Here is a 13,482-nt window from a genome sequence, read left to right on the forward strand (position 1 = left end):
CCTGTCACACCGGGTGAACGCCGCTTTTTCCGTCATTTGGACCCCAAGAATAAAAAGGGCTTGCGTGAAGGTATACAATTGACTAAAATAGACCATATATATGATAGTACTATATGAGACGTTGATCAGGAGTAGTAATGATGAGTCCCGGAGCAGAGAGTTGACGGCTGGTGAAAGTCAATCGGAAGACCTCATGAACTCGCCTGTTGAGTCGCAGATCTGAATGGAGTAGGATCTGCCGTTTGCCGCGTTATGGTTGAATGAAGCTGAGTGCGCGTACACTAATGTGGGTGGTACCGCGGGAGTATAAACCAAACTCTCGTCCCAAATATCTTATTTGGGGCGGGAGTTTTTTGTATTTCAAGGCAATGGCCCCGATCTCCAGCTATCGAAGAAAGTAAAACCACTAAGGAGGTCTCACGATGAGTTTTAATCATAAGCAAGTCGAGACGAAATGGCAGAAACACTGGGAAGAAAACAAGACATTCAAAACGACGGAAGACCCTGGGAAGAAAAAGTTCTATGCCCTTGATATGTTCCCATATCCGTCAGGAGCGGGGCTGCATGTAGGGCATCCGGAAGGCTTCACGGCCACGGATATCCTCTCAAGGATGAAACGCATGCAGGGCTACAATGTCCTCCATCCGATGGGCTGGGACGCATTCGGCCTGCCGGCTGAACAGTATGCACTGGATACGGGGAATGATCCTGCTGTCTTCACGGAGCAGAACATCAACAATTTCCGCAGACAGATCAAATCCCTCGGGTTCTCTTATGACTGGGACCGGGAAGTGAATACAACGGATCCGGATTATTATAAATGGACGCAGTGGATCTTCCTTAAGCTGTATGAAAAAGGTTTGGCTTACGTGGATGAAGTGGCAGTCAACTGGTGTCCTGCCCTTGGCACGGTCCTTGCCAATGAAGAGGTCATCGACGGGAAGAGTGAACGCGGCGGCCACCCGGTCGAGCGCCGTCCGATGAGGCAGTGGATCCTTAAGATCACAGCCTATGCCGATCGTCTTCTTGAAGACCTGGACGATGTGGACTGGCCGGAGAGCATCAAGGATATGCAGCGCAACTGGATCGGACGTTCCGAAGGCGCGGAGGTTGTCTTCAACATCGATGGCCACGATGAATCATTCGACGTATTCACCACCCGTCCCGATACGATCTTCGGCGCAACCTACGCGGTCCTTGCACCGGAGCATCCCCTTGTGGAAAAGATCACGACAGGGGAGCAAAAAGAGAAGGTGGAAGCGTATCTCGACAAAGTGAAAGCGAAGAGCGATCTTGAGCGTACGGATCTTGCCAAAGAAAAAACAGGTGTATTCACCGGTGCCTACGCCATCAATCCGGCGAATGGCAAACAAATGCCGATCTGGATTGCCGATTATGTTCTCATGAGCTACGGTTCAGGAGCCATCATGGCGGTACCTGCACATGATGAACGGGATTATGAGTTCGCAAAAGAATTCGGTCTTCCGATCATCGAAGTGGTTTCAGGTGGAGATATCGACAAGGAGGCCTATACAGGAGATGGAGATCACGTCAACTCCGACTTCCTTGATGGATTGGGGAAAGAAGAGGCCATCACAAAGGCGATTGCGTGGCTTGAAGAGAAAAGTATCGGTACGAAAAAAGTGACCTATCGCCTCCGTGACTGGCTGTTCAGCCGTCAACGTTATTGGGGAGAGCCGATTCCGATCATCCACTGGGAAGATGGCACGGCCACTGGAGTACCTGAAAGCGAGTTGCCGTTGATCCTTCCGAAGACGACGGAAATCAAGCCATCAGGCACGGGTGAGTCCCCGCTTGCCAACATCAGCGACTGGGTGAACGTCACAGATCCTGAAACAGGTAAGAAGGGCCGTCGTGAAACGAACACGATGCCGCAATGGGCGGGAAGCTGCTGGTACTTCCTCCGCTACATCGATCCACACAACAAGGAAGCCCTTGCAGATGCAGAAAAGATGAAGGAATGGCTACCGGTCGATACGTATATCGGAGGCGCCGAGCATGCCGTCCTTCACCTTCTATACGCCCGGTTCTGGCATAAATTCCTTTATGATATCGGTGTGGTACCGACGAAGGAGCCGTTCCAGAAGCTCTTCAACCAGGGAATGATCCTAGGTGAAAACAACGAGAAAATGAGTAAATCCAAAGGCAACGTCGTCAACCCGGATCAAATCGTCGAGTCACACGGCGCAGATACGCTCCGATTGTACGAAATGTTCATGGGACCTCTCGAAGCGTCTGTCGCATGGAGCACAAACGGTCTTGACGGGGCTCGCCGATTCCTCGACCGCGTATGGCGCCTCCTTGTGGAAGAAGACGGGAAGCTCAGCGGAAAGGTCGTGGACCGTCCGAATGAAAAACTCGACAAAACCTATCATCAAACCGTCAAAAAGGTGACCGAGGATTACGAAGGACTCCGCTTCAACACGGGTATCTCCCAGCTCATGGTCTTCATCAACGATGCGTACAAAGCGGATGAACTTCCAAGGGAATATGTCGAAGGCTTCATTAAACTCCTGTCTCCGATCGCCCCTCATATGGCAGAAGAGCTTTGGAGCAAGCTCGGACACGAAGGAACCATTTCGTATGAAGCGTGGCCGACATTCGATGAGTCGAAACTCATCGACAACGAAGTGGAAATCGTCCTTCAAGTGAACGGAAAGGTCCGTGCAAAAGTGATGATCCCGACAGACATGAACAAGGAAGACCTTGAACAGCTGGCGAAGGACCATGAAGAAATAAAAGCCCAGATCGAAGGGAAAACGGTACGTAAGGTCATCGCCGTACCAGGCAAGCTCGTCAACATCGTGGCGAACTAGTTTGTTTCCGGCAGCACCTTTGCTATAATCATGGTACGAACCGTGAAAGGAAGATGATGATGCAGGAAATCAAAACCATTACAACAGATGAACTTCAAAAGAAACTCGAAAACGGAGAAACGCTTGAACTCGTCGACGTGCGGGAAGATGAAGAAGTGGCCGAGGGCATGATCCCAGGCGCGCGACACATCAAGATGGGCGATATTCCCGATTCACTTGATCAGTTCAATACAGACAAGGAGTATTTCCTGATCTGCCGTTCCGGTAACCGAAGCGGAAATGTAGCTCACTACCTTCAAGACCAGGGTTATAAGGTCGTCAACATGGAAGGCGGCATGCTGGACTGGTCAGGGAAGACAGAACCAAAAAAATAAGCTGATGAGAGGACGTCCATATGGGCGTCCTCTTTTTTGTGTCATGTTGTTTGAATAGTAAGAAAAATGTCCATACTGGTAGCAAAAACGGGAGTGGTGAACGTGATACAGGTGAAAGTGTTCGATTATGAGCATGAAAAGGATCTGGAGCAGGATATGAACGGATTTTTAAAGGAACTGGATGAGAAGAAGATCGTGGATATCAAATACCATGTTGCGGCCCTGCCGGAAGATGACGAAGAACAGATCTACTGCTTTTCTGCCATGGTGATCTACAAGAAATAAAAATAGAAGCTGAGACAAACGTGCTTCAATCTTAATAAAACCCGAATGTATTTGCTTGTGGGAAGGCAAATACATTCGGGTTATTGTATTCATTCATGCTCATCAATACTTCATTGTTTCCAGCGGTTGATTGGAGTGCGAGACGAAGACTCCTGCGGGAAGAGTGGCTCCCTAATGGCTTGCCGAGGAGGCTCGCGGGCTACCCGGGGAAAGCGAAGTCTTGCACGGACATCATGAGCGGCATACAGAATCTAGACTGATCGTGTTCATCATGACATGTCACCTTGCTAGATTTGTCCCCACCACTTTGCAGCTCATTCAGGACTGAGCAAGGGCTGCATTGGACCCTGCTAGACGGCCGGTGACGAGTGCGGAGGTGATATTATATCCGCCGGTGTAGCCGTGAATATCAAGCACCTCTCCGCAGAAGAACAGTCCGTCCATCTTTTTGGACGCCATCGTCTTCGGTTCGATCTCTTTGATGGACACGCCACCGCCTGTGACGAAGGCCTTATCGATGGACAGCGTCCCGTTCACGGTGAATGTGAAGTGCTTCAGCAACCGGGCGAATTGGCGGAGGTGATCGACTGCGAGGTGATCACCCTTCTCATCGAGGTCGATCCCGGACTTCTCCAATAGAAAATGAAGGTAGCGCTCAGGCACGAGGCCCTTGAACAGGTTTTTGGCCGACTTTTTCCCATCGGTCTTCACCTGCTTATGGAGGCGCTGGAACAGCTGCTCTTCGTGCTCATCAGGGAAGGAATCCACCTCCATGGTGACATGGGTGAGATTCCATTTCTTCATGGCCTTGACCACATACTGGCTGCACCGGAGGACGGCAGGTCCCGAGATCCCGAGATGGGTGAAGATCATATCCATGCGGTGGGTGATGATCTTTTTACCCTTGGGATTCATCACGCTGAGCGCCACGGAGCGGAGGGAGAGTCCCTGAAGCTCTTTGCGCTTGACGAAGGGTTCGTCGGATGTGAGTGGGACTTCCGTCGGGAAGAGGTCGGTGACGGTATGGCCTGCCTTCTCTGCCCACGGGTACCCGTCACCTGTCGATCCGGTATGGGGAACGGATTTCCCGCCTACGGCCACGACGACGGCAGCAGCGCCGAGTTCATCCCCGTCCTTCAGTCTTACGCCGACGGTCGCGCCGTCTTCATACAGGATCTCATCCACGGTCGTACTTGTACGGATCTGGACGTCGAGCCTTTTCATCTGATTCAGGAGGGCTTCGACGACATCCATGGCCCGGTTGGACACCGGGAACATCCGGCCGTGATCCTCCTCCTTCAGGGCGATCCCGAGATTCTCGAAAAAGGAAATGATATCTTCGTTGCTGAATTCAGAGAACGCACTGTAGAGGAAGCGGCCGTTCCCCGGGATATGCTTGATGATTTCGTCCACGGGGAGCCGGTTCGTTACGTTGCACCGCCCGCCGCCTGAAATGGCGAGCTTCCGGCCGAGCTTCGTCCCCTTATCGATCAGGAGGACACGGGAGCCCTTTTCTGCAGCGGCGATGCTTGCCATGAGACCGGAGGGACCCCCTCCGATGACGATGACATCATATGTTTTTTTCATTGATTACACCAACTTCTATTCTGATAAGATTGTTTGTTTAAATGGAAAAAGACCCATTAAGGTTCTCTTTATTTTAAATGGGCTTGTTTTGAAAAACAACCATCGGAAATAAATTGTCATTCGTTTCATACAGTAGTAAACTACTCATAGTGTGTAAATTTCAGAGTGTTTATTCCAAGTCTCTTTTTTGAGAATAAGTGCAACAAGGTAAATTGAGAGGGATACTATGTCATCAAAACTAATTCGCGGAACGTTTATTTTGACGCTCGGGACCTTTATTTCCAAGTTTTTGGGTCTTTTTTATGTTATACCGTTCGATCGTTTATTGAGGGGACATGAAGAAGGGGCCTCCCTTTATCAGTACGGTTATGTTCCCTACACGATATTCTTGACGGTGGCGACGGCAGGAGTGCCGCTTGCCGTGTCGAAGTTCGTATCAAAATATAATGCCATAGAAGAGTATGCGGTTGGAAGGCGGCTGTTCAAGTCGGGCCTTTTCCTCATGACCATCACGGGGCTCGTCTCCTTCCTCATCATGTATGCCTTCGCACCGATTTTCGCCGAGATGACCATCAAGAGCGATGACCAGGTCATCACGGTCGCTCAGGTGACGACGGTCATCAGGGCCGTGAGCTTCGCCCTGATCATCATCCCGTTCATGAGTTTGATCCGGGGGTTCTTCCAGGGGTATCAATCCATGGGACCGACGGCGCTCTCCCAGGTTGTCGAACAGATTGTCCGGATCATCTTCCTCCTCGGAGGGATCTATGTGGTCTTGAATGTCATGAACGGCACCGTGACGACGGCCATCAGCGTTGCGACATTCGCGGCCTTCATCGGAGGAATCGCAAGCCTGGTCGTCCTCATCTGGTACTGGTTCAAACGGAAGCCGCAGCTGGACGAGCTCATGCTAGAAGACAAAGGTCAGGTGCAGGTTTCCCTGCGCTCCATGTACAAGGAGATCATCGCGTACTCCGTCCCGTTCATCTTCGTCGGACTGGCGAACCCGCTCTTCCAGCTCGTGGATCAGATCACGTTCAACACCGCCATGGCGGATATCGGAAATGCCAGGGTTTCAGACCATGCATTCGCCGTTTTGAATTTCTACACGCATAAATTGGTCATCATACCGGTGTCGCTCGCGACGGCCTTTTCCATGACGCTGATCCCATTGATCACCACGTCCTATACGAGCGGTGACCGGAAGACGATGAGGCGGAATATCGATCAGACCTTCCAGATCCTCTTGTTCCTCACCGTGCCGGCAGCACTTGGCATCGCGCTTCTTGCCGAACCGACGTATACGATGTTCTATCACAGCGATGCACTTGGTACATCCGTACTGCGGGCATACGCACCGGTTGCCATCCTATTCTCCCTGTTTGCCGTCACGGCGGCGATCCTGCAGGGAATCGATGAGCAGAAGTTCACGATCTTCAGCTTGCTTGTGGGATTACTATTGAAGCTAAGCCTCAATATCCCCCTCATCAAACTGTTTGAAACGGAAGGGGCGGTCCTCGCCACCTCCATCGGCTATGCCGTGGCGATCCTGATCAACCTCTATGTGATCAAGAAATACGCCCGGTATCAGTTCAGGCTCATCATCAGGAGGACGGCATTCATCGCCGCAATCAATATCGTCATGGCCGTCGTCGTACTGGCCATCTACTGGCTGCTTGTGAAATTCCTGAACCCGGCTTCCGGCTTCCAGTCGATCTTCATCGTCGCCATCTGCGGCGGCATCGGCGGACTCGTGTACTTCTACATCAGCATGAGGAGCAGGCTCGCGGACAAGCTATTCGGAGATCGCATTACCCGCTTGAGAAGCAAATTACGAATCGGATAAACCACAAAGGGGATGATCACTCATCCCCTTTTCAATTAGAAGGAGAGTGACGCATCATGCGTATTGATAAAATGCTGGCCAATATGGGCTATGGAAGCAGGAAAGAAGTCAAGAAGCTGCTGAAGGAAGGCGGACTTCAAGTGAACGGAGAAGTCGTCAAGGACGGGAAGAGCCATGTGAATCCCGAAACCGACACCGTCGTCCTACACGGGGAGGAAGTGCAGTATAGGGAGTTCATCTATCTCCTCATGCACAAACCGCCAGGCGTCATTTCTGCCACAGAAGATCAGAACGACGAAACGGTCATCGATCTCCTTCAGATGGAAGACCAGATCTTTGAACCATTTCCAGTCGGCAGGCTCGATAAAGACACGGAGGGCTTGCTGCTCCTTACAAACGATGGACAGCTGTCCCACCAGCTTCTATCACCGAAACGGCACGTTCCGAAAACCTACTTTGCCCGCATCGAGGGCGAGGTCACGGAATCCGACGTGAAGGCATTCGCCGCCGGAGTGACCCTAGATGATGGGTATGAAACCAAGCCCGGCAAACTGACAATCCTAGAATCTGCACCTCAATCAGAAATCGAACTTGTGATCACCGAAGGCAAATTCCATCAGGTGAAAAGGATGTTCGAAGCTGTCGGGAAGAAAGTGACCTACTTGAAGCGGATCTCCATGGGACCGCTTGGACTCGGGGACCTCGAGCTCGGTGAGTACCGGGAGCTGACGGAAGAAGAAGTGACGATGCTGAAGGAATATAAACCGGAATGAATGAAGGCGGCTCCTGAGGGGGTCGCTTTTTTTGTTCGTGCGGGGGTGGGTGCTTGCTGGAATACAGCTGGAATACATAAGGGCGCAGAAGTTGCTAAACGTGAAGTAAGAAACGAGTATGCCCGGCTGGTTAGTGGCGGTGGAGGAATGTGTATGCTGGTCGTGCACGAATACGAAGCGTGGAGAGGGCAGGGGAGTTGGGATTATCGTACGTTCGTGCAGCTGTATGGTAGATTGAAGAGCGGTTTCGCACGTAAGGGTGGTTAATCGCAAATAGGAAGTGCCCGGAAAATGTCATTCGCAAATAAATTTTGAAATGTCGCAAATACATTCAAAAAAATCGAAAATAAATCTTTGGAATTCGCAAATAAGGTTGTTCTCAGGCTCTGAGTTTGGTGGGGAGGAAGAGAAAATTCTCATAAAGTGAGTGCGAAGAAAGTCGTTATATGTCGATTGGGGAATTTAATACTATTCTGCCTTACATATTGCTTTAATAACGGGGAGGTTTACAAACAATCCACCATTATCGCCCGTATCAAACAAAAGTCGCAAATAACGGATCGGATTGTATTTTTCGATATAAGCCAAAACCCCCAAAAAGACAAGGAGCGCCTTTCCGGGGGTTTCGGCTTATGCTTGTCGGGTCAGATCGACCCTCCTCCGCTTTTCTATATGTCCAGCTCCGGGGCTTTGAGGCTCGAGGTCATAAGTCAAAGATCACGTAAAGGCCAAGAGCGCCTTTCCGAAATCTTCGCCTTATGCTTGTCGCCTCAGGGCAAAGCCCCTCCGCTTTTCTACATGTCCAGCTCCGGCGGGTTGCCCCTCGAGGTCATAAGTCAAAACCCCCAAAAAGGCAAGGAACGCCTTTCCGGGGGTTTCGTCTTATGCTTGTCGGGTCAGACCCACCCGCCTCCGCTTTTCTATATGTCCAGCTCCGGGGCTTTGAGGCTCGAGGTCATAAGACAGAACCCCGAAAAGGCAAAGGGCGCCTTCCCGGGGTTCTGTCTTATGCTTGTCGCCTCAGGGCGAAGCCCCTCCGCTTTTCTATTGTCCAGCTCCGGGTGCTTGAGGCTCGAGGTCATAAGTCAAAGATCTCAAAAAGGCCAAGAGCGCCTTTCCGAAATCTTCGCCTTATGCTTGTCGCCTCAGGGCAAGCACCCTCCGCTTTTCTACATGTCCAGCTCCGGCGGGTTGCCCCTCGAGGTCATAAGCCAAAACCCCCAAAAAGGCAAGGAACGCCTTTCCGGGGGTTTCGTCTTATGCTTGTCGGGTCAGACCGACCCGCCTCCGCTTTTCTATATGTCCAGCTCCGGGGCTTTGAGGCTCGAGGTCATAAGCCAAAAATCCCGAAAAGGCAAAGGGCGCCTTCCCGGGATTCCTGTCTTATGCTTGTCGCCTCAGGGCAAAGCCCCTCCGCATTTCTATGATCAACTTGTCATTTTTACTTTTTTTGTGGTTGTGGTCCAGTGCCCTCTTGTTGGGCTTTCGACCAGGTCGTTGTAGGCCAATACGTTGAGATCTCTTTGTATGGTGCGTGGAGTAATGCCAAATTCGTCTACAAGATCTTGAGTTGTTACTGTACCTTTCTTATTGATGTACATGTATACAGCCTTGATTCTATTCAGCATACGATTGGTTGAAGGTTTCAAGAAACCACTCCCTCATCATTATTCCAAAGGCAAAGACTACAGTGTCTACTGTGCACCACACGTGCTACCTAAGTACTAAGCGCTTTAGACAACCCCTTTTGTTGACCGCCGTTCCGGGTCATTTTATAAATTTGAAATGTCAGACAACTACATTGTAACGCTATTCCAGAAAAATATCTAGGAAATTGTTCGATTTCATCCATTTAAATGGATGGGATTGGTTCTAGAATATGTTTGTATATGAAAAAACATGTAGGATGCAGTGAATTTTCTTGTTGTTCCTGTTTGGTTTTACAAGGCAAACAGTATAAAATGGGAGGGAGAAAACTATTACATATAGAGCAGGTGTTAGAATGACGATTAACTGGATGAATGAAGTGGAAAACCGAAAGGACGATTTACTGAAGGATCTTCAGAAATTCTTGCAAATTAAAAGCGTCATGGATGAAGAAGATGCTACGGAGGAAGCTCCCCTTGGTAAAGGAGTGAAGGAAGCATTGGACTATATGCTTTCTCTTGGGGAAAAGGATGGGTTCACACCGAAGAATGCCGGCAATCTTGCCGGGCATCTTGAATTCGGTGAGGGAGAAGACCTTCTTGGGATCCTCTGCCACGTCGATGTGGTCCCTGAAGGGGATGGATGGAGTGTCGATCCGTTCGGCGGCGAAATCAAAGACGGGAAAATCTTTGCGCGTGGAGCCATTGATGATAAGGGTCCGACCATGGCGGCGTATTATGCCATGAAGATCGTGAAGGAACTCGGCGTCCCGTTCAACAAGAGGATCCGCATGATCATCGGGACGGATGAAGAGAGTGATTGGAGATGCGTCGATCACTACTTCGAGAATGAAGAAATGCCGACAATGGGCTTTGCGCCTGATGCCGACTTCCCGATCATCTATGCCGAAAAAGGGATCGCGGACTATGATCTCGTCCAGGAAGGTACACGGGATGCGGAAGCTGAAGGAATCCGCGTGAAGCACTTTGAATCAGGTCGACGCTACAATATGGTGCCGGATCATGCGAAAGCTGTCCTTCGCATGGAGGAAGATCATACGAAATGGGTGCAATACTTTGACACCTTCACGAAGGAAGAAGGCATCAAGGGTGACTGCTTCATGGAAAATGGTGAACTTGTCATCACGATGGAAGGGGTATCGTCCCACGGGATGGAGCCTGATAATGGGAAGAATGCAGGCCTTTATCTCGCGGCATTCCTCAGCAAGCTGCCCCTCGCTCCTTATGAGGCTGAATACTTCGGATTCACGGCCGATCATTTCTTCAAGGATTCCCGTGGTGTCCAGCTTGGGGTGAGCTTCACGGATGATATCACCGGCGACTTGACCATCAATGTCGGGAAACTCCGCTTCTCTGAGGAAGATGGGGGCCGCATCGGATTGAACATGCGTTATCCTGTTACATTCGATATGGAAAAAGGGCGCAAGATCCTCGACGCAATCGAAGGGTACACCATCGAAAACTTCGATGACAGTGAACCTCACCATGTATCGGCCGATGATGATTTCGTCCGTACCCTTCAAAAGGTTTATGAAGATCAGACGGGTGAGGAAGCGGAACTCCTCAGTATCGGTGGAGGTACCTATGCAAGGAGCCTGGAAACCGGCGTGGCATTCGGTGCCCTGTTCCCGGGACGTGAAGACATTGCTCACCAAAAAGATGAATATATGTATATCGAAGATTTGCTGAAAGCGACGGCCATCTATGCCCAGGCCATCTACGAATTGACGTGTGAACAATCCTCCTGATGGAGAGTAATCTAGCGACAGACTATATATAAAGGGGAGTGCAGGATGGAAACAGTATTTGTGAATGGTGAATTGATGGATCGGAAAGAAGCGAAAGTCGATATCGAAGACCGCGGATATCAGTTTGGCGATGGAATCTATGAAGTCGTCAGGGTTTATGGTGGAAAGACCTTCACCATGAAAGAGCATATGGAACGTTTCTATCAGAGTGCTGAGAAGATCAAGCTCCATATCCCTCACGAGATGGATGAGCTCACCGGATTGATCAACCGCTTGATCGAAGCCAATTCGATCCATGACGGAATTGTTTACCTTCAGGCTACTCGCGGGGTCGCCTCCCGTCAGCATCACTTCCCGGCATCTGACGTGAAAGGCAGTGTTGTCGCCTACACGAAAGAAGTGCCCGTACCACAGTCTCAGATGGATCAGGGTGTCACGGTGAAGCTTATCGAAGATGTTCGCTGGCTGCGATGTGACATCAAGAGCCTGAATCTCCTCGGCAACCTTCTTGCCAAGGAGGAAGCTGCATCTGAGGGGCATTTCGAGGCGATCCTTCACAGGGGCGATCTTGTGACGGAAGGATCTTCTTCCAATGCATTCATGGTGAAAGACGGAGTGGTGAGAACCCATCCTGCCACAAACCTGATCCTGAACGGGATCACGAGAAGGGTGATCCGGGACGTGGCCGGTTCAGAAGGGATCCCGTTCCAAGAGGACGCATTTACCCTTGACGAGCTGCTGTCTGCAGATGAAGTCTTCATCGCAAGCACCACGTCCGAGGTGATGCCTGTTGTGAAGATAGGTGAACGGCTTGTAGGGGAGGGGCATCCGGGGGCTGTCACGAGAAAACTCCAGGGGGCTTTCAGGAAGCGGATCGAGCAAGAGGCTCCGGTGGCCCATTGATCGGGAGAATCCTTTGAAAGCCATTTATTCACAGCCTTTCATGCAGACAGAGCGCCGCATAGAGGAAGAGACGCAGAAAACGATCGAGACGGTCGGATACATCCACTTGTACAATGATCGAATCGAGACCCCTTCCAATGTATTCGTCATAGGCGATGTGTTCGACGTGACCAGCAGGTCGCTATCGGCAGGCTATTGTTTCTTGTATCTCCACACCATCATCGGTGTGCGGACCTTCGTCATCAAATCTTCACCAGACCGCTTCATCTTTCACTACCGTTCATTGAAATGAGCGCAGGCAAAAAGGACCCTCCGTTTGCAAACGGAGGGTCCTTTCCTTTATCCCAAAGTTGAGACTGACTGCTCATACTGCCAATGGTTTTAAATGGTCTCAGAGAATCAAAAACGGAATAGATCGCTTGAAAGGTAGCGTTCTCCCGTATCGCATGCTATGCAGACAACAACCTGATCCGGGGATAGCTTCTTCGCCACTTCGATGGCAGCGTAGCAGGCAGCGCCTGATGATGGGCCGACAAGGATCCCTTCTTCGCTGGCCATCCTCCTGGCGATATCATAAGCTTGTTCATCCTCGATCTTGTGGATTTCATTATAAATATCCGTATTCAGGATTTCCGGAACGAAGCCCGGGCTCGTGCCGACTAGTTTATGTTTCCCCGGCTTCCCTCCAGAGAGTACGGGGGATCCGGCCGGTTCCACCACGTGGATGTCGAGGTCGGGATAATAGGTCCTCAAACCTTCCCCTGTTCCCGTGATGGTACCGCCCGTTCCGGCAGTAGCTACAAATGCGGCCAGAGGCTTGCCGATTTGTTTCATGGCTTCTGCGATCTCGATGGCGGTCGATTGCCTGTGGGCATCGGGGTTGGCGTGATTCTCGAATTGCATCGGCATGAAGCCGTTCTCGATGGACTCCGTCAGTTCCTTTGCCTTCGCGATTGCGCCAGGCATCTTCTCATCACCCGGGGTGAGAACCACTTCGGCTCCGTACGCCTTGAGAAGGTTGATCCGTTCCTGCGTCATCGTGTCAGGCATCACGAGGATTGCCCGGTACCCTCTTGCGGCTGCATTCATGGCGAGGCCGATGCCTGTGTTACCGCTCGTCGGCTCAATGATGGTGGCCCCTTCTTTCAATAGGCCTGCTTTTTCCGCCTCTGTGATCATATGGTAGGCGGCCCGGTCCTTCACGCTCTTGCTCGGATTATAGAATTCCAGTTTCACGTACACGTCCGCTCCTTCTGACGGAGCCAATCGATTTAGTTTCACAAGGGGGGTATCCCCGATCAAATCAGCGATGTTTTGCACAACTTTCATGATGAACATCCTTTCTGTCTTGTCTTATCGTTACTTTCTATCCTACTCAATCCTATAAATTCTATCAAATAAATCAGCTTTGCGGGTCATTTCCCAAGTATTTCCCTCTGTACTGGTTCTCTAGGTTCTCACA

11 protein-coding genes and 1 other annotated feature are annotated in these 13,482 nt (G+C 50.7%); of the genes, 8 read left to right on the top strand and 3 right to left on the bottom strand.

Translation table 11 applies throughout. From position 1 onward, the window contains the following. The first annotated feature begins 112 nt into the window (after positions 1-112). Positions 113-330: a binding site (T-box leader), on the top strand. Between the two features lie 92 nt (positions 331-422). The 3 genes from leuS to AF331_RS00360 all read left to right on the top strand — a co-directional run bounded on the left by leuS (position 423) and on the right by AF331_RS00360 (position 3,496). Then, positions 423-2,837 (top strand): leucine--tRNA ligase, encoded by a 2,415-nt coding sequence (gene leuS, locus AF331_RS00350; RefSeq protein ID WP_053426276.1) that lies wholly within the window; start codon positions 423-425, stop codon positions 2,835-2,837. A 59-nt stretch (positions 2,838-2,896) separates the two neighbouring features. Continuing rightward, entirely contained in the window at positions 2,897-3,211 is a 315-nt protein-coding gene (locus AF331_RS00355; protein ID WP_053426277.1) for a rhodanese-like domain-containing protein, read from the top strand. Between the two features lie 102 nt (positions 3,212-3,313). Beyond that, positions 3,314-3,496 carry a sporulation protein Cse60 gene (locus AF331_RS00360; RefSeq protein ID WP_048007400.1) on the top strand — a complete coding sequence of 61 codons (183 nt, stop codon included), beginning with the start codon at positions 3,314-3,316 and terminating at the stop codon, positions 3,494-3,496. Positions 3,497-3,814: 318 nt separating this feature from the next. Here AF331_RS00360 and AF331_RS00365 read toward each other — a convergent pair whose 3' ends face one another. Beyond that, positions 3,815-5,083 carry a BaiN/RdsA family NAD(P)/FAD-dependent oxidoreductase gene (locus AF331_RS00365; RefSeq protein ID WP_053426278.1) on the bottom strand — a complete coding sequence of 423 codons (1,269 nt, stop codon included), beginning with the start codon at positions 5,081-5,083 and terminating at the stop codon, positions 3,815-3,817. 226 nt (positions 5,084-5,309) lie between these two features. Here AF331_RS00365 and AF331_RS00370 point away from each other — a divergent pair, with 226 nt between their 5' ends. Beyond that, entirely contained in the window at positions 5,310-6,929 is a 1,620-nt protein-coding gene (locus AF331_RS00370) for a putative polysaccharide biosynthesis protein (protein ID WP_053426279.1), read from the top strand. Positions 6,930-6,985: 56 nt separating this feature from the next. Further along, the gene (locus tag AF331_RS00375) at positions 6,986-7,702 is read left to right on the top strand and encodes a pseudouridine synthase (protein ID WP_053426280.1); all 717 of its coding nucleotides are present in this window, start codon (positions 6,986-6,988) and stop codon (positions 7,700-7,702) included. 1,427 nt (positions 7,703-9,129) lie between these two features. On the opposite strand, the gene AF331_RS21655 is transcribed toward AF331_RS00375, so the two are convergent. Continuing rightward, positions 9,130-9,351, bottom strand: a complete 222-nt coding sequence (locus AF331_RS21655; protein ID WP_056534809.1) for a DeoR family transcriptional regulator — start codon at positions 9,349-9,351, stop codon at positions 9,130-9,132. Positions 9,352-9,704: 353 nt separating this feature from the next. On the opposite strand from AF331_RS21655, the gene pepV reads away from it, so the two are divergent. The 3 genes from pepV to AF331_RS00400 are packed head-to-tail and all read left to right on the top strand — an operon-like array spanning position 9,705 to position 12,312. Beyond that, on the top strand, positions 9,705-11,117 hold the full coding sequence (gene pepV, locus AF331_RS00390) for a dipeptidase PepV (protein WP_053426283.1): 1,413 nt from the start codon (positions 9,705-9,707) through the stop codon (positions 11,115-11,117). Between the two features lie 45 nt (positions 11,118-11,162). Further along, on the top strand, positions 11,163-12,020 hold the full coding sequence (dat, locus tag AF331_RS00395) for a D-amino-acid transaminase (protein ID WP_053426284.1): 858 nt from the start codon (positions 11,163-11,165) through the stop codon (positions 12,018-12,020). A 13-nt stretch (positions 12,021-12,033) separates the two neighbouring features. Next, entirely contained in the window at positions 12,034-12,312 is a 279-nt protein-coding gene (locus AF331_RS00400) for a hypothetical protein (RefSeq protein WP_053426285.1), read from the top strand. Positions 12,313-12,419: 107 nt separating this feature from the next. Here the strand turns inward: AF331_RS00400 and cysK are convergent, their stop codons facing one another. After that, positions 12,420-13,349: a cysteine synthase A gene (gene cysK / locus AF331_RS00405; protein WP_053426286.1), complete on the bottom strand. Its 930-nt coding sequence runs from the start codon at positions 13,347-13,349 to the stop codon at positions 12,420-12,422. Positions 13,350-13,482 lie beyond the last annotated feature (133 nt).

The sequence above is a fragment of the Rossellomorea marisflavi genome, assembly GCF_001274775.1.
Classification (GTDB): domain Bacteria; phylum Bacillota; class Bacilli; order Bacillales; family Bacillaceae_B; genus Rossellomorea; species Rossellomorea marisflavi.

Bases quoted from the DNA above. Each gene is read 5' to 3' on its own strand.
- dat (WP_053426284.1), top strand. From the start codon at position 11,163: ATGGAAACAGTATTTGTGAATGGTGAATTGATGGATCGGAAAGAAGCG.
- AF331_RS00365 (WP_053426278.1), bottom strand. From the start codon at position 5,083: ATGAAAAAAACATATGATGTCATCGTCATCGGAGGGGGTCCCTCCGGT.
- AF331_RS00375 (WP_053426280.1), top strand. From the start codon at position 6,986: ATGCGTATTGATAAAATGCTGGCCAATATGGGCTATGGAAGCAGGAAA.
- AF331_RS00370 (WP_053426279.1), top strand. From the start codon at position 5,310: ATGTCATCAAAACTAATTCGCGGAACGTTTATTTTGACGCTCGGGACC.
- pepV (WP_053426283.1), top strand. From the start codon at position 9,705: ATGACGATTAACTGGATGAATGAAGTGGAAAACCGAAAGGACGATTTA.
- leuS (WP_053426276.1), top strand. From the start codon at position 423: ATGAGTTTTAATCATAAGCAAGTCGAGACGAAATGGCAGAAACACTGG.
- cysK (WP_053426286.1), bottom strand. From the start codon at position 13,349: ATGAAAGTTGTGCAAAACATCGCTGATTTGATCGGGGATACCCCCCTT.
- AF331_RS00355 (WP_053426277.1), top strand. From the start codon at position 2,897: ATGCAGGAAATCAAAACCATTACAACAGATGAACTTCAAAAGAAACTC.